The sequence below is a fragment of the Pseudomonas sp. Eqa60 genome (assembly GCF_018326405.1).
In the GTDB taxonomy this organism is placed as follows: domain Bacteria; phylum Pseudomonadota; class Gammaproteobacteria; order Pseudomonadales; family Pseudomonadaceae; genus Aquipseudomonas; species Aquipseudomonas protegens.
Genome location: NZ_AP024342.1, coordinates 3972884 through 3996160 on the forward strand (window position 1 = coordinate 3972884; position 23277 = coordinate 3996160).

The window sequence follows — 23277 nt, forward strand, 5'->3', positions numbered from 1 at the left end:
CAGTTGGAAAATCGGTTCAGTTGACCTTGACCACCGCCGGTGGTGTCCACTGGCCGTTCATCGCAGCGGCTTCCGGCCAGTAGGCGCGAACGTATAGCGAGAAGTCGGCGCCCTGGGGCGCGGGGAGCCAGTTGCTTTCCTTGTCCGCGCCCGGCGAGTCGCTTTGCACATAGAGTGTCAGCGAGCCATCGGCATTGCTCTTGAGCGCTTTGTTCTTGGTGCCGAGGGAATAGCGTCCCAACGGGTTTTCGGCGAAGAAATGCTGTTGGTTGTACAGCGTCAACGACCAGAAGCCCTTGACCGGCGGCAGCGCACCTTTGGGGAAGGTCACGCTATAGCGCTGGGCGCCATTGAGCCGAGCACCGGTCTCGTCCAGGTCCTGGTAGAAATACTTGGTCTCGATCTGCTTGTTGACGAAGATATTCGACCGGGCGACTGCCGTGCGCAGGAAGTAATCGGTACCAAACGCCGCGCCGTTGCTGATGGTGCTCCAGTGATGCGGCAACTGCTGGCCGTAGTTGCGAAACTGCAACAGCGGCTTGACCACCTCGCTGTCAGCCTTTTGCGCTTCGTCGATCATGGCTTTTTTCAGCTCGGGGTCGCGCTGGGCGATTTGCGCCAGCACCGCCAATTGCGCATAGCGCGCCTCTTCACCCGGTAGCGGCCTGGCGTCCTTGAGAATCGCCGGCAGTTCATCAAAGAACTTTTCCGGGAGCACCCAGCGGGTCTCCTCGTCTCCCGATGCCTCGGCAGGGAATTTCGGCGACTTGCTCCAGTCACGCTGCTTGAGTTTGCCGTCGTACTTGGACAGCGGGTACATATCGATGCCTGACAGATAGGGCTGAATGGCCTTGCGATCTTCGGCGGTATCGTCCTGGAATACCCGCGGGATCACGAAACCGGTGTTGGTCTTGGCGCGAAACACCTGGGCAATGCCTTCCGGTACCTTGCCGTTCCAGTCCGGCCCCACCAGTAGATAGAAGCCCGGCTTGGTACCGTACATCTTGCCCAGTTCGGCGAAGCTGTCGGAGCGCAGGTCCACCAGTTGATACACCCAGAAACGGTCGCCGAAGTCCGGCACCTGAATCACCACAGGCTCGATATCCAGGGCAATGCTGCCCGCACCGTAGACCACATCCTGGTTCGGGCAGGCCACCAGCCGCTCGCCAGGGGAAATGTAATCGGTGAGCATCGACAGATGGTTGATCGGTGCTACGGGCACGATACCGCCCATCAGTCCCGGCTCCGGCAGGTCCTTGAACTTCTGCCGACGGTTGAAGATATTGGCCATCGGCCAACCCCAGAAATACGCTTCCCGCGCCATCATCCGTACGTAAGATTGCGTTACCTTCACATCGGCTTCAGGCCCGGAGACCTGCGCCATCGGCGAGGTTTGCGCCTGCACAAGCATCGCGGCGAGCATCACTGACGTAGCAATCAAGCCACTGATGAATACGGGGGCTTTCTTCATGCGGCTGCTTCCTTGCTTGAGTGTTTTTTTGGCGAGCGAATCTTTTGCGGCAAGATTGATCGTTGAAAAAAACTAGCAGAGGATCCGGGTTCTGCCAGAGAAACGGACAGCAATTCGGCCCCTCCCTGCCTCTACCTGCGCAGGTCGTTATGGGCCTGCGAAGTCGAATTCGCACAGCGTTCAGAGTTCGATATGTGAGGTGAATCACAGCGTATTCTTGCTCTTTGCGCATGCCATCGGACCGGCCTTCCTAAATATTGCGCTCTACCCTCAAACCATTAATATTGATGTTCAACACCTCCCGCCAACGCCCATCAAGGATTGATACATGAAACTGTTCCGGCAGCGCTCTGCCCTACCCGCCGCGTTGCTCCTCGCTCTTTCCCTCTCCGGTTGCGTCTCCGATCTCGATTCGGGTGCCTACGGCAGCATGGACGATCCGCGCTACGCGCAGCTGTTGGACCAGGTGGACGCAGCACTCAAGGCGAACATGGCGGTGGTGCTGGTGGCGGACGTGATGCCGCACAAGTCGCTGAGCGATGCGCTGACCATGACTCAATGGACGCCGACGGTGATCTGGGAATACGAGAAGGATCCGAAGGTGACCTTCGGCCGCAAGTTCCAGACCAACGCGCTGCAGAGGCCGCCTGGTGAAACCTATCTGTTCAAGGCCTTCGAGGTGCACATCCTGCCACCAGGCAAATACTTGCTGACCGGCGGCGACGACTACCAGATCCACGGCTTGCTCGACCAGGTCGGCGCCCGCAGCGGCCCACCCGGTTCGGGCCATGGCGCCAACGGGACTGCCTACCTGTCCCCCGAGCTGTATCGCGAGTACTACAGGGAAGAGGTCTGGAAGGACGCGACCTATGGCAGCGAGACCAAGACCGAAGGTGTCTGTACCGCCGTGCTCAGGGCTTCGGGTGCCTGCGTGAGCTGGGGTGAACAGCAATATACCCAGACGACGGCGCTCTCCCCGGGCGGCTATTACCAACAGACCGATTCTCGCGACGTTCCCGCGATCAAGGTCCAGGCACGCCTGCCGGTCGACAAGGCGCTTGCCAGTTTCACCATCCAGGGCGGCCAATTGCTGCTGGCCCCACGCATGCACCTGAAGACCCCTGGCTACAAGTACCAGCAGTCGAAGTGCCGGGCGATCGACCCGAAGAAAATCGAGTGCCCTCTCGACAACCTGACCGTCTATACCTGGCCGGCGCCCATGAGCTTTACGCAGAATCTCATCGAGCAGCGCAACCTGAGCGAGAAGCACCGGCAGTTGCTGTCCAGGCTCCAGCCCATGCAAATCACGCCGCTGGGCAAGCAAGGCATGGAAGATCCCATCTGGGGCGTGCCGTTGTCACTGGCCAAGTAAGACAAGTCCGGGGGTATGGGCGTCTCATCGAATACCGTGTCGAGCATGCGCTCGGGGCCTGTTTGCCTGAATTCGGCACGCCCCCGGTGCAGGCCGGCCGACTGCCCACTTGCCCCTCCTGGCAATTGGAACGCTGCTATGAATAAACGTGTCCCCGCCCTGATTTTCTCATCCGCCTTGCTGGCCGCATGCGGCCCCAACAAAATTGTCTACGACCTGCCTTCACCCAGCGGGAAATATCATGTGCAAGTACGCCAGTGCCCGCAAAGCGGATCCATCACTTGGAGCGAGAAGCTCCAGGTCTCGGTACTGGAATCCGGCGTATCGGCAGCCTGCCAATCTGCGGTGCAAGCCTTAGCTCAGTTCGACGCCAATACGGCCGCAAGCCAGCTCCAGCTCGAATGGATTTCAGATACTGAACTCAGGGCCTGGCTGCCAGGCTTCAACCTCGACTACGGGCCATCATCGGCAACCTACAAACACGACAATCCGGTCAAAGTGACTTTCTCGCCCAAATAATGAGCGGTAGGTTTGCCAGGTATCGACTCACATCGAACGCTTCTCTACCCAACGTCGATATTGGCGGGGGCGAAAGGCCATGGCGAGTTGTTGCAGCACCAGCGCACGCAACGGCGACACGCTCGGATCGGAGGTCAACGCCGCGCCGATCCCCACCATATCCATGCCACTTTGGGCGGCCATTTCAGCGATCGGCCGTCGGCGCACTCCCCCGTTGACCATGACCGGCATCCTGGCGACGGTGCGGATGTCACGCGCAAACTCAACGAAATAGGCCTCGCGCGCCAGGGTACTACCGTCACGGACTTCGCCCTGCATGGCGGGCGCCGAGTAGCTGCCGCCTATGCAAAGGCACACTATGACGGGATCGTGGCGTTTTCTCAGACCGACTTCACCGAGGATTTGAAGAGCATAAAGATCCCCGTACTGGTGATGCACGGGGACGATGACCAGATCGTGCCCTATGAAAATGCCGGAGTTCTGTCCGCCAGACTTCTGCAAAACAGCACCCTGAAAATCTACCCCGGCTTCCCCCACGGAATGCCGACAACTAACGCCGATACGATTAACGCTGATCTACTGGCGTTCGTGCGTAACTAAACCACTGGGGCGGGTAAAGACCCGCCCTTGCTGGCTTAAAACCAGTAAATCGCCGGGGCAAAGACCGAGTCGCCGCCCTCGCACGCGAGCCACGCTCAATGAAGTTGCAAGGCAGCTAAATAGCCGCCCTCGGAAAACACTAGACTACGAAGCACCCGCCGAACGATTTAGCCAATCTGTTGCATCGACCGGTTGAATCCACAGCCAGAAGCGGTCACTGCATAAACTCGGCGCACGCGAACCGGCAAACCGGAACGCCTGCGGTGTCCACGCTCTGGAAAAAGACTCAGTTGCCCAAGCACTTTAACAACAGGGCCAACACCCAGTCTTCTTGCGAGGCTAATGCCGTGCTGATCTCCTCGCATCTCCCATTCAGAGACAGCAGGTTGCCAGCCAGTACTTCTCCACTGGACATGCACATATCCAAAACAATACTAAAAACCCCGTTACCTACCTGCTTGCTTTCAAAAACAAGCTCAACCTCTTTAGGGAAGATCGTCACGTAGACGAAGAGTATTCCATTCGCGTATGTGTAGTGGCCATGGTTTCTTTTGAGTAAAACATTCTGGCTTTTCGAAGCCTTCACATAAACATTATCTAGAAACCTTTGAAGGATGAGCAAAGGCTCTGGCTTTTCAGTGCTCATTGGGTTTCCTTGCGAGCAGTAGACTTCAACACGCCATTCTAACCAACATCGACGGCGCACGAGCTGCACGATGCGCAGGGGCGGCCATCTGCGGGTCATTGCCCTCTGTGATGAGTAGTTGTTCTTAGCTATCAGCTTACCAGCCCAGGGCCTCGCCCCCCCCAACAACCAGCTCGCCAAATGCAACCAGGGTAGGGAGAATAGGAACTCGAACCCCTACCTGAATCTGCACTGACCGCTTTCGGCCGATTGCTGCTGCAGGATAAGAGTAAAAGATGGAGCTGTATGATGATTGATAGCCTGGAGGTTCAAGAGTTCGATTACCTTGAACAGGCGTTACTTGAAGCAAACGTGCCTTTCGGTAAAATAACACGTCAGTACGCACGCTATTTGCTCAGTCTGATCGACGGCGGTGTACTTGCTAGCGTTTCCACCCCTAAGTTGAAAGTTCTGATTCCATATATCGAAAAAAGCATCCAGCGAGAACCTATAGAAAGCGATGGGGATCTCCGGAAAAGGCTTGCGCTAGAACTCTGGACGGTAGAGCAACAGCACCGTAAATCAGATGAAGACTTTGCGAACCTCATACGCTGTGTACTTTTTTGCTTTGCAACAGAAGAGTGCTGGATAGAGGAAGGCACTGGGGACGCGACGCCTATCTATCTTTATTTTCTGGCTCTAAAAAAAATACTACCTGGCACAAGAAAAGCCTTTATCAAAAGCTTTCAAGATTTTATTGCAGCCAACGGAAAATAAACGTTTCACGAATAGATTGGCCCGGCCGGGCATCTTTAGGTTCACTGCGCTGAAACGCCGCCAGACGGGCCTTGGCGGGCCGAAACTCTCGAAACCGCCCCAAAAGCGAGTTCGGCCACATGATCCAAAGCACTGAAACTGTTACGCCCGGTCATGCCCGGACATCCACATACATTTGATGGAGCAGCCTGCGGCGAACCTCTGGACCGGATCCTGGGGCAGAACGATGGTTTCCTCGAACACGCCGGGATGTTCGCCATTCCTCGCGGTATATCTTAAAATGCGCGGTTGCCGAAGAACCGTCATGACCATAGCCATGAAAGGCTTCCATTCTTTACAGATAAGTGTGGTCAAGATGAACAAGCCTTTCATTACACTGTGCCCTGAAATTACTCGGGCGCACGCGCTGACATTGATGGATTGGTTGGAGGATGAGCGCGTTACCTGCTTTCTGAGCGATTCGCGTCACGTCTCCCGCTCCATCGAACAAGTCATCGATCGGACTCAATTGCCGATCCTGACCCATCTATTCAACCGGGACGGCCGGTTCTTCATGGCCTATGACCGGCATGACGCCCCGGTGGGCTTTGTCCGTCTGGTCAAGACCGGCTCCAATTGCGAGATAGTCCTGGTCATCGGAGACAGCGACAAATGGGGCCGGAACCTGGGCGCCCGCACCATCCGCGAAGGCATGAAACTGGCCTTCCTCGACATGCGGGCCGAGAAACTCATCGCCAAGATCCACCCGGACAATACGCGCTCGCTGAAAGCCTTTCAGCGCAGCGGCTTTGTGCTTGAAAGCGAAACGCCGACATTGAAATCATTTTCCATGACGGCCGAGCGCTATCTCCAGTTCTTGCGCAAAGGTACCGTTGTCGACTCCACTGAGATCTACATCACTGAAATCGACAAGGCCAGGCTCGAGAGCCTGATCGTGTTCGAGCAAGGCCCGACGATTGTTGAACTCGAACATGAGCTTGAGCGAGCCATTGTCGTCAAGCCCCAGCAGGTGGCGCGCAACGTCATCACGATGAACTCCAGGGCCTTGCTACAACTGGACGACGAAGAGATCGAAGTGGCCTTGGTCTACCCTGAAGACGCGGACAGCACCGCAGGGAAGCATTCGGTGTATTCCGATATAGGCGCCGCCATCCTTGGCTATCAGGAGGGGGACACCATCGACTGGCGAATCTCTGATCGCACCCGCCGGATTGAAATCAGGAAAGTGCTTTACCAGCCGGAGGCTGCGGGGGATTTCCACCTGTAAGTGCGCCCTTTGCTTAGTGTTCGGCCATCAAGCGCGAGGATTCCCCAAAGGAGAGTGCCGCGCTTTTCGTGCTTGAGCGGCCCGTTGGTTTGATCAAAAGCAGGAGGCGGTAAAACAGGTCTAGCCGGCTATCGGTGTTGATGACTCAACCAAAGATAAAATAAGCCGCCGCCGCGATCAGTCCCACACTCAACGAAACAAACGACACAAAAGACACCCATTGAAATGCCTTGGTGGTCTCCACCGTAGTGGAGAACGCCATGGGCACAAACGTCAGCGGATTGACCACGCCACCAAACATCACCAACGCAACGACCCAGTCGGGAAGCTGAGGATTGGCAAGCGCGGTGACCGCCATCACCGTCCCCATGATGATCCAGTCCAGATGCGCCTGCCGCACGCGCATCGGGTTGACCACACCTAGGGCACGGAGCTTGGCTGGGTAGTCGACGGAAGCCAGAACGGCAAAGCCGGAGAGTGCACCCAACATGATGGATAAGAGCGCTGTAGCCAAAAGTACATGAACCATGAGTTAGCCTTGATGATTCCGGGCCGGCCTATGCACGGCCACCCGGAATATAGGGTTGAGGAGATATTCAGTCGTCGCGCAGCGTTAAACCGGTACGTACGCGTCGATCAATCGAGAGCTCGAAGACATCCGTGCGCAAGTAATGACCTGCCACATCGAGGTCATGGTGCTGGGCATCGATCTGCGCAAGGTCGATGGTTGCCAGGACAATTCCAGGTTCCCCAAAGAGCGGTGCCGTCACCCAGGAACCATCTGGAGCGATCACACCAGATCCACCATTGAACAGTAAACGCTCCTCCAGTCCGTTGCCGCCAACCCCAAGGCGGTAAGCCGTCAGTAACTCGGCTGGCACATCAGCAACGTTCAGGTACTGGCCAGCGCAAAGCACAAAACAGCGCCCTTCGAAGGCATAGGAACGGGCAGCAACATGGTGCATTTCCGTCATGTCCGGCCATGCCGCCACATGAATCTGTTCGTCTTGTGCATGCAGGGCCTGGCGCGCCAGCGGGTGCCAGTGCTCCCAGCACACCAGCCCTCCCACGCGACCAACCGCGGTATCGACCACCCGTAGACCTGCGGCATCTCCGTTGGCCCATACCGTGCGTTCGGTGTGGGTCGGCGTCAGTTTGCGGTGCACATTCAAAATTGTCCCCTCCGGGCCAATAGTGACTAGAGAGTTGTAGAGCGAGCCGCCGTGGCGCCGGGAGCGCTCGTTCATACCCATCACCACGGTGACTGCGTTAACACGCGCAGCCTCGCGAAGCACCGCAAGGTCATCGTCCATGTCGTCAGGCTGGCCAATAACCGGGCTGTCCGCCAGTAGCTTGGCGTACCAGAACTTGGCTTGCGCATCGTCCCAGCCCGCCATTCCAAATATCCATGCGGGGTAACAGCTCAACCACGTTTCCGGGAATACCACGAGTTGCGCCTCCTTGAGCGCAGCACTGTTGATATGTTCGGCTGCCAGGCGCATCGATTCGGCTCGATCAAGAAGAGCCGCAGGCATTTGCACAATAGCGACTGTTTTTTCGCATTTGCTGATCATCTAAAAACCTTTTTCTGATGGTCGTTTATCGGTGAGTGTTCAGCCGGCAATACCTTCAAGCACGAGCTGACTTTGGCGTTGCGCTGCGATCTCCGATGAGCGTTCGAGGTTGCGCGCCAACCCGAAATACAGGCCGCCGGAAATCAACAAGCCGGGGATGAATGCGATATCCGCACCGCCCAGTGCCGCAGCTACCGGGCCAACGAAAAACGGAAGAGAGAAGAACGGCACCATTGCAACAAAACCAACCAGATAGGCCAGTACACCCCGCCAGGCCCAGCGGCCATATACGCCGTGCGGATTGAATATTTCGGCGATGGCGTATTCGCCTTTGCGAATCGCATAAAAGTCGACGAGATTGACCGCCGTCCATGGGATGAGGAAGTACAGCATGAGCAGTACAAAGCCATTGAAGCTGGCCATATAGGCATCCGGTAGCGCCAAAGCGATCACCAGTGACAGCAGGCCCACTACACTCAGGCCGATCACTCTCACGCGGACACCGGGGCGTACCGGACGGAAGCCGTCCACCGCGCTGATTCCAGTGAGCATGGCGCCATAGCTATTTATGCCGGTGACCGACAACTGCGCGACGGCCCCCACCAACGCGACGAATATGCCAAAGCCAGGGAAGAGATAATTACCGGTTTGCACCAGCGAAACAATGCCATCGGCGCCCGGTATATAGCTGGACAACACCGCCCCCAGCGACATCAGCCATATCGCCGACGCAGTCGCGCCCAAGTACGTCCAGAAGATCAGCCGGGGGCTGGACGAGTCTTGAGGCAGGTAGCGCGAATAATCGGAGACATACACCGAATAGCTGATGTTGTACCCAGCAGCAAGTGACAACTGCACGAGAAACGCAGTGGTGTTCCAACCCGAGTTCACCGGTATTGGAGCTGCCGCTGGCAGTGCAGTAACAGCCATCAACGTCACGATGCCAAACACGGCAATTAGCAGATACGTGAGCCAACGTTGCACAAAGTGCAACAGGTCATATCCCACCAGTGCAATCACGATGCTGATCGCAATCAACATGGGGTACCAGAACCACGTCGAGCCCGGCAGAACCAGCTGTATGGCCTGAGTGACCAAAATGACGCCGAATACTATAAAACCGATGTAAACAAAGATGGTCGCCGCAAACGGCACAATGGCACCGCGGCTACCGAATTGCGCACGAGACTGAATCATCTGCGGCAAGCCCATCTTGGGGCCCTGGTTGGCGTGCAAGGCCATGAACACGGTGCCAAAGCCAGCACCTATTACAATCGCCAGTACGCTCCACATTATGCTGAGCCCCATGCTTGGCCCAACAAAGCCGACCATCATGGTGAGAAACACAAAGTTGCCGGTAAACCAGAACGGGCCTTGGTGCCAGACCTTCCCGTGCCGCTCTGCACGAGGCACATAATCGATTGAGCGAGCTTCAATGGCGGGCCTGCTCGATCCGCTACTTCGTTGAGTTGCCATACCGCACTCCGTAATCGTTATTTTTGTTCTGGGTGAAGTTTTGCTTGTGTGGGCCGCGGCAGTGGCTCCCCTCGCCGCAACACTGCCGACCAGCAGCACCGCGAGTATCGGAAGAAAAAAATGGCTGGTAAATCCTGCAGTACGGAACCTGACTTACTCGAAATCGCAACTAAAAAACGGCCTCTTTCGGTGCAGTTCAGTCGCATTGATTCGCAAGGTAAATTTGCTGGTATAAGGGCTGTCCCTATAGCGTTTGTGTCTCTGCATCGGAGGTTTTGATGCTCACTAATCTCTCAGACGTGGATCTGCGCAAACTGCGCATCTTTTGCACCATCGTCGAGGCTGGAGGCTTCACTGCCGCGCAGGTACGCTTAAATACCAGCCTGCCTCGCTTGAGCACATTGGTGCGAGATCTGGAAATTCGCCTCGGCTACTCCCTCTGCCGTCGTGGCAAGAGCGGCTTTCAACTTTCCGAACAAGGCGCCCAAACTTATGCGGCGGCGCAGGAACTGTATGCTGATATCGACCGCTTTCATCGGCGGGTAGTCATGCTTAACGAAAAGTATCCAGAGTTCTTGCAGATAGGCAGCGTCGATAACCTGCTTTCACTCGACCAGGCACCGCTGCCGCAGGCCCTCGCTTCCTTTCGCCTGGTTTCGCCCAGTACCCGCATCGACCTGCAAGTAATGCGTGCTGACGAGCTTGAGCAAGCCGTGCTCGAAGGGCGTCTGCACCTCGCCATCGGTTGTTTTAACCACCAGCTCTCAGGCCTGCATTACCAAGCGTTGTTCGAGGAAGAACAAAACCTGTATTGCGGGCGTGGTCATCCTTTCTTTGCACGTCCCGACGAGCATTTTACGGACGAGGAGATCGGTGCCGCAGATTACGTAGACCGTGGCTACATGCTCGAAAGCCGCCGGCCGCACAAATTGCGCTTCGGCAACTCGGTAAGCGCTTTCTCCATGGAAGCCATTGCCACACTGATCGCTTCCGGCACCTGCATCGGCTACCTACCGACCCACTACGCCGATATCTGGGTAGCACGTGGCATGTTGCGTGTAATTGCACCGCAGCGGCTGAGGTATAACGCAGCATTTCACAGCATCACTCGACAAGGGCAAGTCCCGACAGAGTCACTGGCCAATCTGATGCAAGCGTTGCAGGCCGCAAAGCACTCGGTGACATTGAAGTCGAGCACGCGAGCTTGAAAAATGACAAACAAACCCGTCCGTCGAAAGCACTTTTCCATACCCTCGGCAAATGGCTGTCGCATACAGCGCCTTTCATCCGCTCATGATTATTTCCTCCACTTAAGTGGAGGACTACAGAACAGTAATAAGTCCACGCAAAGCGGTACGTTGTGATCGGCTGTTTTTAACCGAAAGCGGTCGTTCCTAAGAACCTAGCTTGAATTCCGCTTTGACTAGGGCTCAAAGCAGCTCATCGCAAAACAGCAAGTGTATTAGCCAATCTCCACCATCAACTCGTACCCAATGGAGCGAAAGGACTCTGTCAGTTCGATGCTAAAAACAAACGAATTGCGGAAGTGATTGCCCAAATCCCAGGCAATAAAAAACCCCGTAGACGTTAATCTACGGGGTTTTCAAGGGTGGAGGCCGAGGTCGGAATCGAACCGGCGTAGGCGGATTCCGTCCGGTACCAGTTGGTCGCAATACTGGGAGATCCGGTAGAGCTCCCACTTGTCCACCATCCACGGCTTGATGCGGCGGCCTAGACCGAAGCGGTCACTGACAGTGATGTCGTAGGTCATCCAGGTTGGGTTGTCAGTCCAGGCCAACTTGAAGCTACCGTCCCAGATACCGGAGTAGGTCCTAGCCACAGGGTTGTAGTTGGCCGGCACAAGGACCCTCTTCAGCTTGGTCTCCACTGTGACGGCTGGGATGCTACGGAACTGCTCGGCCGAGAACTCGATGTAGAGCAGCCCGGTGTTCGGGTAGCGCAGCTTTGCATCGATGACCTCGGTGAAACCCGCGATCTGCATGATGTCGGCAATTTTGTTGTTGTTCTGGTTCGGGGTGATGCGGGTCACCCTGAGCAGCCAGCCGCTGGTAGCTGCCGGCAGATTGATGCGTAGGGTACCGAAGTCGGACAAATCGGTTAGCTCAAGCAGTGAGAGGGGAGGCACAGGCCTGTTCATTCGCTCACCTTCGCGATTCCTACATGACCTCAATGTGGCTCTTGAATGCAACCAATGCCGAGACGATCTGCTTACTGATCTCAGGGCTCCCTGCGATGTCCGCCTCATTCATTCCCTTTGCGAGCAGATTCACAGTTATCGACGCAGGCTCGACAACTATTGCGGACATGGTGTTCAGCACCAAACGAAGTGCCGCTTGGGCATGACTCGCACGAGGTGAAGCGTTAAACAGTGCAACCGGCTTACCAGGAAATTCATGGCTGGCCACAAGCCAATCTAAGGCATTCTTGAAAGAACCAGGTATTCCACGAGCATACTCAGGGCACGAAATAAGGATGCCATCTACCTTACCCACCAAAGCCCGTAACTCTCTGACGCTCTGCGGCGGATCATCAGCCAGGTCCGGATCGAAGTGCGGCAATTGACCAACCGCCAGATAGTGCTTGATCGACACCCCCTCAGGGCTCAACACCTCAGCCGCACGTAGCAGTGCAGAGTTAGAAGATGCTGCGCGAATGCTTCCGGACACCGCTAACAATTGGACCATTTGTAAACATTCCATTCCCTAGTGAGATAGCACAGTGTCGCATACGTGAATCAGGACGTTCACAGACATGACTGGAGCCCTCTCCGATACCAGGCCCTGGGCGGTGCGAATACTCATACCCTACAAGCAGGCGATCACGCACCAGACCCAGGCGGCACACCACATATCCTCGCGAATTCCAGTATTCGGCGCTCCACCCCACGCGAGTGCGAACGCCTCCAAGGCATGCCCGAGGACTACACCCTAATCCCCTGGCGCGGCAAGCCTGCCAGCGAATGCCCAGACGGCCCACGCTACAAGGCGATCGGTAACAGCAAGGCAGTCACCGTCGTCCGCTGGATCGGCCAGCGAATCCTGCAACAACTCTAAACACCCCACTCAACAATCGGAAAGCCTGCCGGCGATGGCGGGCAAAGCAACCCGCCCGCTGAAGTCCCCACCTGGAACTTTGATTTGTCGCGAGTGAGATGAAATGCGCCCAAGGAAGACCCATAGGTACATGCGCGACATCATCCCGAAAAAGTCGGAGCGCACTCAGAAGGACAACAAGGCCGAATTGAGGCAGCTAAGGCCAGTTTTTGACGAGATACCGGTGGATGCGATTACGCCATCGATGATTGCTGCCTATCGCGATAAGCGATCCGCGAAAACCAGAGCCAACAGAGAAATCGCCTTACTGTCTCACGTCTTCAATATTGCGCGCGAATGGGGTTTGACCAACAGAGAGAACCCCTGCCAGGGCGTTCGTAAGAACAAGGAAACGCCGCGCGACTATTACGCAAACGACGCGGTATGGAAGGCGGTCTACCAGAAAGGCGAAATTGAACTGCAGGAGGCAATGGATCTGGCCTACCTGACCGGCCAGCGCCCAGCCGATGTCCGACTAATGCGTGTCGATGATGTGGAGGGAGTGTATCTGCGCGTTGGCCAAGGCAAGACTTCCAAGAAGATCCGAATCCTCATGGAGGTCGATGGCCAGAAAAATAGCTTGGGCCTGCTCATCGAGAGAATTATTGCCAGACCGAAAAAAATAAACTCTGGCTATTTGATCGTGAGCAAGTCGGGGAAGAAGGTCTCCGAGCGCATGCTATGCCAGAGATGGGACGACGCCAGGTCAAAAGCCGTGGCTGAGGCTATCGAACAAGGCGACCAGGGCCTGGCTAAGAAAATCGCAGGGTTTCAGTTCCGTGATATCCGACCGAAGGTGGCATCTGAAATTCTCGACCTGGACGACGCGAGCCGGCTTCTCGGACACTCAAAACAGGAGACCACAAAGAAGATTTACGTTCGAGTTGGCGCCATCGCAAACCCGACGAAATAGGAAAGTTTTGGTACGCCAGCCTTAAAGTTTTGGTACGCCAGCACTTTCATACAGGCAGTAAAAAAACCCGTAGACGTTAATCTACGGGGTTTTCAAGGGTGGAGGCCGAGGTCGGAATCGAACCGGCGTAGGCGGATTTGCAATCCGCTGCATAACCATTTTGCTACTCGGCCCCAAATGCCCAATGCCTGAAACACAACACTGGACACGTACAAACTGGAACGGCTAACGAGATCAACTTCACCTCGTAACTCTTTGATTTCTAAAGAGTTTTTCCGTTTCCTCGCTGAGGAATGGTCGCAATTATGGACGTGTTTTCCATTCCTGGCAACTCCTATTCGAGATTTTTTCTGCCGGGCTGTTTCTACAGGTTTCCGGGCTGAGCCAATCCGTCGGGCGAACAGCCTGGTGTTCGCCAACGAGGCGGGATGATTGCACAAACCCATCCAGATAGCTGCCCCCTTCTGTGTTTGCCCACCTACCCGATCGGGTTATGGCGTGGGCCGGGGCGCTCGCGGACAGTTACGCCAACGGCTCGACCCGGGCTCCCTCCATCACGTTCAAGGCGGAATTGAAGTATGCGTACAGCTTTCCCTGCGATGTTTGGCGTGGTTCTGGCACTGACGACGGCTTGGGCCCAGGCCGGTGAGCCTGGAGACAAGACCCTGCGTTTGTACAACTGGTCGGACTATATCGGCGAGAACACCCTCGCCGGGTTCGAGAAGGCCACCGGGATCAAGGTGATCTACGACACCTTCGATTCCTATGAAACCGTCCAGGGCAAGCTGCTGCCGGGGCGCTCCGGCTACGACCTGGTGGTGCTCAACGCGGCCCTGGTGCCGCCCTTGATCAAGGCGCGGGTGTTCCAGCCGCTGAACAAGGCCTTGCTGCCCAGTTGGCAGAATCTCGACCCGCAGGTGCTCAAGAGCCTGGAAAGCTACGACCCGGGTGTGCAGTACTCGGCGCCCTACACCTGGGGCAGCAATGGCGTGACCTATAACGTCGACAAGGTCCGCGAGCGCATGCCGGACGCGCCCATCGGTTCTCTGGCCATGCTCTTCGATCCCAAGGTGGTGTCGCGCTTCGCCGATTGCGGGGTGACGCTGCAGGATTCGCCCACCGACATTCTGCCGCTGGTGCTGGCTTACCTGGGGCGCAATCCCAACAGCGCCGCCCCCGAGGATTTGAAAGCGGCGCAGGATGCCTTGATGGCGGTGCGCCCCTATATCCGCAAGTTCGACTCCACCAGCTACCTCAATGGCCTGGCCAATGGCGACCTGTGCGTCAGCGCCACCTGGTCCGGCGACTACGCCACGGCCCAGGCCCGGGCCAACGAGGCCGGGGCACCGGTCAAGCTCGACTATTTCATTCCCAGGGAAGGCTCGCTGATCTGGTTCGACGATTTCTATATCCCCGCCGACGCGCCGAACGTGGCCAGCGCCCATGCCTTTATCCAGTACCTGCTGCAACCTAAGGTCATGGCCGAAGTCAGCGACTACATCCGCTACGCCAACGCCAATCTCAAGTCCACACCACTGTTGAGCGCCGAGGTGCGGGACAACCCGGCGATCTACCCCGATGCCCAGACCCGCGAGCGGCTGTTCACCCAGAAGATCCAGACGCCCGCCAGCACCCGGCTGATCACCCGTACCTGGAACATGGTGAAGATCGGCAAGTGAGCCCCCCGCCCCCACAGACTTTCCACCCCATATTGCTACCCGAGGTGAAGCCCATGGCTATCCAACCCGACGCCTTCTTCCAGCAGTTCGACGATTCGAAACTGGTGGCCGCCGACAAGGCGCACTACATGCACGGCTTCCATATGTTCGACGAACACCGCGAGCAGGGGTCGTTGAATATCGCTGCCGGCGACGGCGCCTACATCTATGACACCGCCGGCACCCGCTACCTGGATGCCGTAGGCGGCATGTGGTGCACCAATATCGGCCTGGGCCGCGAGGAAATGGCCGAGGCCATCGCCGACCAGGTGCGGCAACTGGCCTACTCCAACCCGTTCTGCGACATGGCCAATGTCAGCGCCATCGAGCTTTGCCAAAAGCTGGCAAGCCTGGCCCCAGGGGACCTGAACCACGTGTTCCTGACCACCGGCGGCTCCACCGCGGTGGACACTGCCTACCGCCTGGTGCAGTTCTATCAGAACAGTCGCGGCAAGCATGAGAAGAAGCACGTGATCTCGCGGCACAACGCGTACCACGGCTCCACCTTCCTGACCATGTCCATCGGTAACAAGGCCGCTGACCGAGCGCCTGAATTCGACTTCATGAGCGACCTGTTTCACCACATCTCCTGCCCCAACTACTACCGGGCGCCGGCCGGCATGAGCGAAGCGGACTTCCTCGAGTTCCTGGTAGCGGAATTCGAAGACAAAATCCTCACCCTGGGCCCGGACAAGGTGGCGGCGTTCTTCGCCGAACCCATCATGGGCTCCGGTGGGGTCATCATTCCTCCCGAGGGTTATCACCAGCGCATGTGGGAAATCTGCCAGCGCTACGACCTGCTGTATGTCGCCGACGAAGTGGTGACCTCCTTCGGCCGCCTAGGTGCTTTCTTCGCCTCCGAGGAAGTGTTCGGCATGCAGCCGGACATCATCACCACTGCCAAGGGCCTGACCTCGGGCTACCTGCCCCTGGGCGCGTGCATTTTCTCCGAACGCATCTGGCAGGTCATCGGCGAGCCGGGCAAGGGTCGCTGCTTCACCCACGGTTTCACCTACAGCGGGCACCCGGTGAGTTGCGTCGCGGCGTTGAAGAACATCGAGATCATCGAGCGGGAAAACCTGCTGGCCCATGTCGAAGAGGTCGGCGTCTATATGGAGCAGCGCCTGCAGACCCTGGCCGAACTGCCCCTGGTGGGCAGCGTGCGCTGCAAGCGGCTGATGGCCTGCGTCGAATTCGTCGCCGACAAGCGCACCAAGGCGCTGCTGCCCGATGCGCTGAACATCGCCGAGCGCATCCATCTGCGGGCCCAGGCCAAAGGCTTGTTGGTGCGCCCCATCGGCCATCTCAATGTGATGTCCCCCCCCTTGATCATCACTCGCCAGCAGATCGACGAGATAGTTGCCACCTTGCGCGACTGCATCCTCGAAGCCGCCGCCGAACTGCGCCAGAACGGCCAGTACCTGGGCCAATGACCCCTAGCCGCTGGCAGCGCGAATATCGGCCCGGGGTCTTACCGGGCCTGCGCCCGACCGTTAGACTGCCGGGCATGAGCGCACCAGCAAACACTTCTACCGCCCCCCTCAGCCTCCCTGCCCTGCAGGCCTGGCACGCCTGCCTGGCCCAGGCCTTCGGCAGCGTGGACGATGGCACTTTCCTGCAGCACCTGGCGACGGCGCTGAACGCCCTGACGCCCATCGAATCGATGATGATCAGCCTGGAACGCAAGGGCCTGCCACCGCAATTGCTGCATGAACGGGGCATAGTCGGCGCCTACCGCGACGAGATCATCAACCGCTACTTTTCCCGCGGTTATCTGCTGGATCCGTTCTGCCTGGCGGTGGAAAACGGCCTGGCCGAAGGTTTCTATCACCTGTCGGAAATCGCCCCGGACGACTTCTTCAGCAGCGAGTACTACAAGACCTACTACCTCAAGACCGGGGCGCGGAAGACAGTTACTACATCGTCGACCTCGATCCCCAGAGCAAGATTTCCCTGTGCATGTTCCAGGGCCTGAGCGGTGAGCGCTTCGCCAGCGAACCCCTGGCGCTGCTGCGGGCGGTGGAACCGCTGGTGCGCGAGCTGATCCGCCGTTTCGGCGGTAGCGGCCTGCAACCGCTGTTGCACCAGGCCAGTCAGGACGCGCTGCCCGCCCCGGCACCGGCCAACTTCAACCAGCAGATCGAAGCGGCGTTCATGAGCTTTGGCCAGCCACTGCTGACGGTTCGCGAGCGCGAAATTGCCCACCTGATCCTGCGGGGGCACTCGGTAAAATCCACGGCCAAGGTGCTGGAGATTTCCCCGGAAACCGTGCGCATGCACCGCAAGAACCTCTACACCAAGCTGACCATCAACTCCCAGGCCGAGCTGTTCGCGCTATTCATCGACTGGCTGACCCAGCCCGCACCCACCAGCCAAAGCCCCCTGTAGGAGCGAGCGTGCTCGCGATGCACTCAAAAACGCCGCGGCCACTGAGTGAACGCGGCGTTTTCGTTGACGATCTTCGCGAGCAAGCTCGCTCCTACGGCCTTTCCATCAGCGGGCGGCCCAGGCGTTGAAACGCTGCTCCAGCTCCTCGCCATGATCGACCCAGAACCCCGCGTCCACTGCCCTGGCGCCCTTCAAATTGGCCTCGAAGGTCGGCAGTTGCCGCTGCACCGCCTCAGGTAGCAATGGCAGCGCCTGACGATGCACCGGCCCGTAGGGGATGTTTTCAGAGAACACTTTCTGCGCCTGGGGCTGGCTGGCGAACAGAATGAAGGCTTCGGCCAGGGCCTTGTTCGGCGAGCCCTTGACCACCGCCCAGTACTCCGGGTCGTACAGGCTCTGGGGCCAGAGGATACTCAGCTGCATGCCCTCCTTCTGGGCCATGGCAATGCGCCCGTTGTAGGCTGCGCTCATCACCACGTCACCGGCCACCAGCCACTGCGGCGGCTGAGCCCCGGCTTCCCACCACTGGATGTAGGGCTTGATCTGGTCGAGCTTGGCAAAAGCCCGGGTCACGCCCTCGGGGGTGTTGAGCACCTGATACAACTGGGCAGGCGCCACACCGTCGGCCAGCAAGGCAATTTCCAGGGTGTACTTGGCGCTCTTGCGCAAGCCGCGCTTGCCGGGGAAGTCCTTGAGGTTCCAGAAATCCGCCCAGGACTGCGGCGCCTTCGCCAGCTTCTGCGGGGCAAAGGCCATGACCATCGACCACACATAAGTGGCGACCCCGCATTCGGTCAACGTGCCGGGCACGTACTGCGCCGGGTCCCCGAAACGGGCCAGGTCCAAGGGTTCGAACAGGCCCTCGTCACAGCCACGCAGCAGCTCCGGGCTCTCCACTTCGACCACATCCCAGCTGGTCTTGCCGACATCGACCATGGCCTTGATCTTCGACAGCTCGCCATTGTATTCGCCGGCCACTACCCGGGCCGCCCCGCTCTGGTTGAATGGCTGGAAGTAGGCCTGCTCCTGAGCCTGTTTGGTGGCTCCGCCAAAGGAAATGACCGTGAGGTTCTGCGGCTGGGCGTAAGCCCCGGTGCACAGCAAGACCCACGACAACGCAACGCCGCAACGCAAGGTGTTGGACATGAAACCCATCCTCAAGAAAGCCGGCTCGCCCGCACGAACCCGCACAACAAGAGCCTGGAAGCGACCGTATGCAACGGGCGGTACAGCACCAGGCACTACGAGTCTTGGTCAGCGGCGCAAGGGCTCGCGCGGCGCAGGCCGCGTAGCCGGATCATCACCGTTGCGGGCTCTGCGGCCCTGATCGTTTGGTGTAGTGGCGACCCGTCCGGAGCAACCGGCCGTGGTCATGCGCGAATGGCAGTTCATCGCTTGCTCCCTGTTGTTTTTGTAGGAAGAACAAATCGATCGGCAGTGCATCGCAGGAGCGCCCGTGGCAGTCGGGCAGGCGGATGCAGGGGTTCATTGTTTCCATAACCCGGGGCGTTACGAAACGAGGTTTTTGTGAGGCACAGGCAAGGGAAAAGCTGCCTAGAGGACAGCCGGGGTAAAAAAGCCGCAATCGGGCCAGCCGGCATAACGCAAAACACCCCGCAGGCATATCACGCCTGCGGGGGTACCTTGGTCGATCAGGGCTTCAGTCCAGCAGCACCAGCAATCCCGAGATTACCCCGATGCCCAGCACCGCCGAGAGCAGCATGCTGCTGGACACCTCGGTTTCGTAGGTCTTGTAGCGCGAGGCCAGGATGAAGACGTTCACCGCCACCGGCAGCGCCCCCATGATCACCGCGATCTTGATCAGGAAGTCGCTGAGGTCGAACACATAACGGGCCGAAACGAACACCAGCACCGGCAGCAGCACCACCTTCAACAGCGCCAGGGCCAGGGAATCCCCCTGGATCAGGTTGTGGTTGCGGTGCACCGCGAAGGCCGCACCCAGGGCTACCAGGGCCAGCGGCCCGGTGGCGTTGGTCATCTGCGTGGCAAAGATCTGCAACGGGCCGGGCAACTGCCACTCCAGCAGGATGAACAATCCCGCAAGCGCCACCGCCAGGATCAGCGGGTTACTGACAATCGAGCGCAGAGTGGTGAGCAATACACGGGCCAGATCCGGCCGGGCCTGAACCTCCTGCTGGGCAGTGAGCTCCATGAGCAACGCCCCGCCTGCCAGGATCACCAGGTTGTCGGCCATGGTAATCATCAGGGTCGGCAGCGCCGCTGCGTCACCGAAGGCCATGACCATCAGCGGCAGGCCCATGTACCCCACCACCCCCGAGATCGAGGACAGCCCCCGCAGGCCCGCCACCCTGGCGTTGCCGCCCCAGATCAGCCGGCCACCGACGACGGCGATGATGAAGGTCACCAGGCAGGCCAAGTAGTAGGCGCTCAGCAGGCTCCAGTCCAGCTCGCCGTGGTCTCGGGTGCCCAGGGTCTTGATGAAGATGAAGCACGGCAGGAACAGCCAGAACACCACCCCCACCAGGCCGTTCACCGTGTCCTTGGCGATCACCCCGATCCGCACTATCCAGTAGCCGGCGAAGATCATGGCAAACAGCGGTATCACCACCGTAAAGACCTTATCCATGGGCCGCACGCCTGCGGAAAATGCGCTGCTCGGCATACACCGCCAGCTGGCGAGGGGTGTAGGTGGACGCGCGATAGAAATCCATTACCCCGCCCATCACCTGCCGGTACTGGGACTCGATATGGGGTATGGACGCCTGCATCTCGTTTTTCAGGCTGTCCACTATGGCCCACAGCTCCTGGTCGGCAATAGCCCCTACATCCAGCCCGGCCGAAGAATAGTTCTCCAGAGCCTGCCGTAAAGTCTGCGGATGCAGGCCGACATAGTTGACGAAATAGCCCTTCTCATCATTGGTTTCGAGAAAGTCCGGAATATTCAGGACGCCGTAGTTGGAAAGCGTTTCAAACTTGCCACTCACCGCACGATAGATACTGGGCAATTGCAAAAACGCCTCTTCACACTGATGAGCGGCGCTGATCAGGCCCGGCAGATCAAGTTCCAGGGAGCCCAGTTTTATATTGTTGGCCTGGCACAACTTCACAACTTGTTCCAGTGGGGCAATACCGGAGCGATTGCCAAAGCCGGCCAATGACCCTTCAACCATCTGAAAGCCCGAATGAATGGCCTGCATGGTATTGGCCAGCGCCAGCCCGTTGTCATTGTGAGCATGCAGGCAGAACACCAGTTGAGGGAAATCCTTCACCAGCCTGGAACATAGCCATTGGGTCACGTGAGGCTGCAATGAGCCCACGGAATCGTTAATCCTGATGATCTCCACTCCCAGGCCGGCAGCCCAGTCAATCTGCCGGCAGATTTCCTGATAACTGCGGTTCGACACCCCATCACGGAAGTTGTTGAGCACACTGGCCTTGAACCTGACCGCGCCGATACTGCGAAAGGCCTCGATGGCCCGTTCGAACTCCCCGGTGCTCTGCCGATAGGTGATCATGCCGAAGCTGAACACGGTATCGGCGATCCACTGGCGATGGGCTTCCCGAGCCTTGAAATAGTCGAAAGCGGTTTCCCAGCAGTTGAGCAGAATAATGAAGGTGGCCCGGGTGTCGGCCGGCAGTTCACCGGCGTCCCGAGCCAAATGCAGACGGTCCCAGACCAGGGGTTCCTCAGGGCCGCAACCCACCACGAAATCCCTCAAGCCTGCCGCCACCATGGATTTGAGGATTGCGACCTTGGCCTCTACCGTGATCGGAAAGGCAGTACGTTCAATGCCTTCTCTAAGCGTTTCATCCACCAGATGCGGGACCGAGTAATCACAATAGCGAATTCCATTCTCAACCATCATTTTCATGCTCCTTGCTGATTGTTTTACTTGCCTGCTCATTGAGTTGAGACATCAAATTAAAACCCAACAACCAACACACGATATAGCAACAAACAAAAACTCGACCTAAGACAGTTCTTAAAAGACAAAACAAAAAATAATCACAAACAAACTACAAAAAACAATAAAGATCATTGATTGGATATTAACGAAAAAATAACTTCACAAATTAAACAAGCAACTAACTCAATGGCAGGCAACACATTGGAAAACTTCAGTATTCCACTCGCTGCCCGTCAACATCCGGCCACTGGCCTGCGAGCCCGCCCAAGAGCGCCTGCCGGTCAGCGCCAGGTGAGGCTAGAATCAGTTCCTTTCTCCCCCGCGACCCGACGAGATCCGTTCATGAGCTTCGATTTCGATACCCTGCACCCCCGTCATGGCACCGGCAGCACCAAATGGAGCCGCTACCCCGAGGATGTCCTGCCGATGTGGGTGGCGGACATGGATTTCGCCGTGGCCGATGGCATCCTCCAGGCCCTGCGCCAGCGTCTGGAGCACCCGCTGCTGGGCTATAGCGTGGCCCGGGACGAATTGCGCGAGGCGGTGGTCGCCGACCTGTGGGACAAATACGCCTGGCGCGTCAGGCCCGACGAGCTGATTTTCCTCCCCGGGGTCGAGCCCGGGTTCAACATGGCCCTGCACGCCTTCGTCCAGCCGCAGCAGAAGGTGGTGCTGCAAACCCCCAACTATCGCCCCCTGCGCCTGGCCCCGGGCAACTGGGGCCTGGACAAGGTCGAAGTGCCGTTCCAGCTCACCGTCGACGGCACCTACGACACCCCCATGGACGCCCTGCGCCAGGCCTTGCAAGGCGCCGGCGCGATGCTCCTGAGCAACCCGCACAACCCCCTGGGCAAGGTCTTCCCCCGGGACGAACTTCTGGGGGTGGCCACTGCCTGCCTGGACCAGGGCGCGTTGATCATTTCCGACGAGATCCATGCCGAGTTGTGCTTCGACGGCCGCCGGCACATCCCCACCGCCTCCCTGAGCCCGGAAATCGCCCGGCGTACCATCACCCTGATGTCGGCCAGCAAGGCCTACAACATCGCCGGGATGAAGACCTGCTTCGCCATCATCCAGGACCCTGCCACCCGCCTGGCCTTCAACAATGCCCGCGCCGGCATGGTGGACAGCGTCAGCCCCCTGGGCCTGGAAGCCACCCTGGCCGCCCTGACCCACGGCGGCCCCTGGCTCCAGGCCCTGCTGGGCTACCTGCAGGCCAACCGCGACTATCTGCTGCACGCCGTGCAGACCCGCTTGCCCGGCATCCGCATGCACGCGCCCCAGGGCACCTACCTGGCCTGGCTCGACTGCAGCGCCCTGGGCCTCGACGCCCCCACGCCTTCTTCCTCGAGCAAGCCAAGGTCGGCCTCAGCGCCGGCCTGGAATTCGGAGACGACTGCGGGCAGTTCGTGCGCCTGAATTTCGGCTGCCCGCGGGCCTTGCTGGAAGACGGCATCCAGCGCCTGCAGGACAGCCTGCAACGGCGCTGATTCTCCCACCCACTTCGTCCCAGACACCGCAGCCGCCAGATCCCCCCTGGCGCTGCGGCCTGCCCACCAGCCTCGTCCCGCAAC

At 58.4% G+C, this 23277-nt stretch carries 16 protein-coding genes, 1 tRNA gene and 7 pseudogenes; 12 read left to right on the forward strand and 12 right to left on the reverse strand.

Features of this window, described 5'->3' with window-relative positions; all coding sequences use genetic code 11:
• Nucleotides 1-16 precede the first annotated feature (16 nt).
• Nucleotides 17-1471, reverse strand: a complete 1455-nt coding sequence (locus KI242_RS18055; protein ID WP_077934280.1) for a DUF1254 domain-containing protein — start codon at nt 1469-1471, stop codon at nt 17-19.
• Between the two features lie 328 nt (nt 1472-1799).
• Between KI242_RS18055 and KI242_RS18060 the strand changes: the two genes are divergently transcribed.
• Nucleotides 1800-2843: a hypothetical protein gene (locus tag KI242_RS18060; protein WP_011061732.1), complete on the forward strand. Its 1044-nt coding sequence runs from the start codon at nt 1800-1802 to the stop codon at nt 2841-2843.
• 138 nt (nt 2844-2981) lie between these two features.
• Complete coding sequence (locus KI242_RS18065; RefSeq protein ID WP_077934281.1) at nt 2982-3362, forward strand: hypothetical protein; 381 nt, start codon at nt 2982-2984, stop codon at nt 3360-3362.
• A gap of 27 nt (nt 3363-3389) precedes the next feature.
• On the opposite strand, the pseudogene KI242_RS18070 reads toward KI242_RS18065, so the two are convergent.
• Nucleotides 3390-3704: pseudogene (locus tag KI242_RS18070) on the reverse strand (2,4-dienoyl-CoA reductase); the annotation flags it as partial.
• 3 nt (nt 3705-3707) lie between these two features.
• Between KI242_RS18070 and KI242_RS18075 the strand changes: the two are divergent.
• A pseudogene (locus KI242_RS18075) lies at nt 3708-3962 on the forward strand (alpha/beta hydrolase); the annotation flags it as partial.
• Nucleotides 3963-4248: 286 nt separating this feature from the next.
• On the opposite strand, the gene KI242_RS18080 reads toward KI242_RS18075, so the two are convergent.
• Entirely contained in the window at nt 4249-4608 is a 360-nt protein-coding gene (locus KI242_RS18080) for a hypothetical protein (RefSeq protein WP_041752309.1), read from the reverse strand.
• A gap of 288 nt (nt 4609-4896) precedes the next feature.
• Here KI242_RS18080 and KI242_RS18085 point away from each other — a divergent pair, with 288 nt between their 5' ends.
• Nucleotides 4897-5364 carry a hypothetical protein gene (locus KI242_RS18085; RefSeq protein WP_077934283.1) on the forward strand — a complete coding sequence of 156 codons (468 nt, stop codon included), beginning with the start codon at nt 4897-4899 and terminating at the stop codon, nt 5362-5364.
• 304 nt (nt 5365-5668) lie between these two features.
• Nucleotides 5669-6631: a bifunctional GNAT family N-acetyltransferase/nucleoside diphosphate kinase regulator gene (locus tag KI242_RS18090; protein WP_077934284.1), complete on the forward strand. Its 963-nt coding sequence runs from the start codon at nt 5669-5671 to the stop codon at nt 6629-6631.
• Nucleotides 6632-6776: 145 nt separating this feature from the next.
• Here the strand turns inward: KI242_RS18090 and KI242_RS18095 are convergent, their stop codons facing one another.
• From KI242_RS18095 to KI242_RS18105, 3 genes are all read right to left on the reverse strand, one after another.
• Entirely contained in the window at nt 6777-7160 is a 384-nt protein-coding gene (locus tag KI242_RS18095) for a hypothetical protein (protein ID WP_011061741.1), read from the reverse strand.
• A 67-nt stretch (nt 7161-7227) separates the two neighbouring features.
• Nucleotides 7228-8205, reverse strand: a complete 978-nt coding sequence (locus tag KI242_RS18100) for a carbon-nitrogen hydrolase family protein (RefSeq protein WP_212805402.1) — start codon at nt 8203-8205, stop codon at nt 7228-7230.
• Between the two features lie 39 nt (nt 8206-8244).
• Nucleotides 8245-9681 (reverse strand): cytosine permease, encoded by a 1437-nt coding sequence (locus KI242_RS18105; protein ID WP_212805403.1) that lies wholly within the window; start codon nt 9679-9681, stop codon nt 8245-8247.
• Between the two features lie 278 nt (nt 9682-9959).
• Here KI242_RS18105 and KI242_RS18110 point away from each other — a divergent pair, with 278 nt between their 5' ends.
• Nucleotides 9960-10889 carry a LysR family transcriptional regulator gene (locus tag KI242_RS18110; protein WP_123473505.1) on the forward strand — a complete coding sequence of 310 codons (930 nt, stop codon included), beginning with the start codon at nt 9960-9962 and terminating at the stop codon, nt 10887-10889.
• Between the two features lie 440 nt (nt 10890-11329).
• On the opposite strand, the pseudogene KI242_RS18115 reads toward KI242_RS18110, so the two are convergent.
• Nucleotides 11330-11773 (reverse strand): annotated as a pseudogene (locus tag KI242_RS18115) (host specificity protein); the annotation flags it as partial.
• Between the two features lie 85 nt (nt 11774-11858).
• Nucleotides 11859-12386, reverse strand: a complete 528-nt coding sequence (locus KI242_RS18120) for an NADPH-dependent FMN reductase (protein ID WP_019095841.1) — start codon at nt 12384-12386, stop codon at nt 11859-11861.
• Nucleotides 12387-12497: 111 nt separating this feature from the next.
• Between KI242_RS18120 and KI242_RS18125 the strand changes: the two are divergent.
• Nucleotides 12498-12755: pseudogene (locus KI242_RS18125) on the forward strand (DNA cytosine methyltransferase); the annotation flags it as partial.
• A 124-nt stretch (nt 12756-12879) separates the two neighbouring features.
• Nucleotides 12880-13707, forward strand: a pseudogene (locus tag KI242_RS18130) (tyrosine-type recombinase/integrase); the annotation flags it as partial.
• Nucleotides 13708-13806: 99 nt separating this feature from the next.
• Here KI242_RS18130 and KI242_RS18135 read toward each other — a convergent pair.
• A tRNA-Cys gene (locus KI242_RS18135) sits at nt 13807-13880 on the reverse strand.
• A 405-nt stretch (nt 13881-14285) separates the two neighbouring features.
• Here KI242_RS18135 and KI242_RS18140 point away from each other — a divergent pair.
• The 3 genes and pseudogenes from KI242_RS18140 to KI242_RS18150 all read left to right on the forward strand — a co-directional run bounded on the left by KI242_RS18140 (nt 14286) and on the right by KI242_RS18150 (nt 17813).
• Nucleotides 14286-15386 carry a polyamine ABC transporter substrate-binding protein gene (locus tag KI242_RS18140; RefSeq protein WP_103408302.1) on the forward strand — a complete coding sequence of 367 codons (1101 nt, stop codon included), beginning with the start codon at nt 14286-14288 and terminating at the stop codon, nt 15384-15386.
• Between the two features lie 53 nt (nt 15387-15439).
• Entirely contained in the window at nt 15440-16858 is a 1419-nt protein-coding gene (locus KI242_RS18145) for an aminotransferase (protein ID WP_210458523.1), read from the forward strand.
• Nucleotides 16859-16932: 74 nt separating this feature from the next.
• Nucleotides 16933-17813: pseudogene (locus tag KI242_RS18150) on the forward strand (LuxR C-terminal-related transcriptional regulator).
• Nucleotides 17814-17918: 105 nt separating this feature from the next.
• On the opposite strand, the gene KI242_RS18155 reads toward KI242_RS18150, so the two are convergent.
• From KI242_RS18155 to KI242_RS18165, 3 genes are all read right to left on the reverse strand, one after another.
• Complete coding sequence (locus KI242_RS18155; protein WP_011061749.1) at nt 17919-18959, reverse strand: ABC transporter substrate-binding protein; 1041 nt, start codon at nt 18957-18959, stop codon at nt 17919-17921.
• Nucleotides 18960-19473: 514 nt separating this feature from the next.
• Nucleotides 19474-20421 (reverse strand): AEC family transporter, encoded by a 948-nt coding sequence (locus KI242_RS18160; protein WP_077934337.1) that lies wholly within the window; start codon nt 20419-20421, stop codon nt 19474-19476.
• Entirely contained in the window at nt 20414-21661 is a 1248-nt protein-coding gene (locus tag KI242_RS18165) for a pyruvate carboxyltransferase (protein WP_194237705.1), read from the reverse strand. The genes KI242_RS18160 and KI242_RS18165 overlap by 8 nt, the downstream gene beginning before the upstream one ends.
• Nucleotides 21662-22045: 384 nt before the next feature.
• Here KI242_RS18165 and KI242_RS18170 point away from each other — a divergent pair.
• Nucleotides 22046-23193 (forward strand): annotated as a pseudogene (locus KI242_RS18170) (PatB family C-S lyase).
• Nucleotides 23194-23277 lie beyond the last annotated feature (84 nt).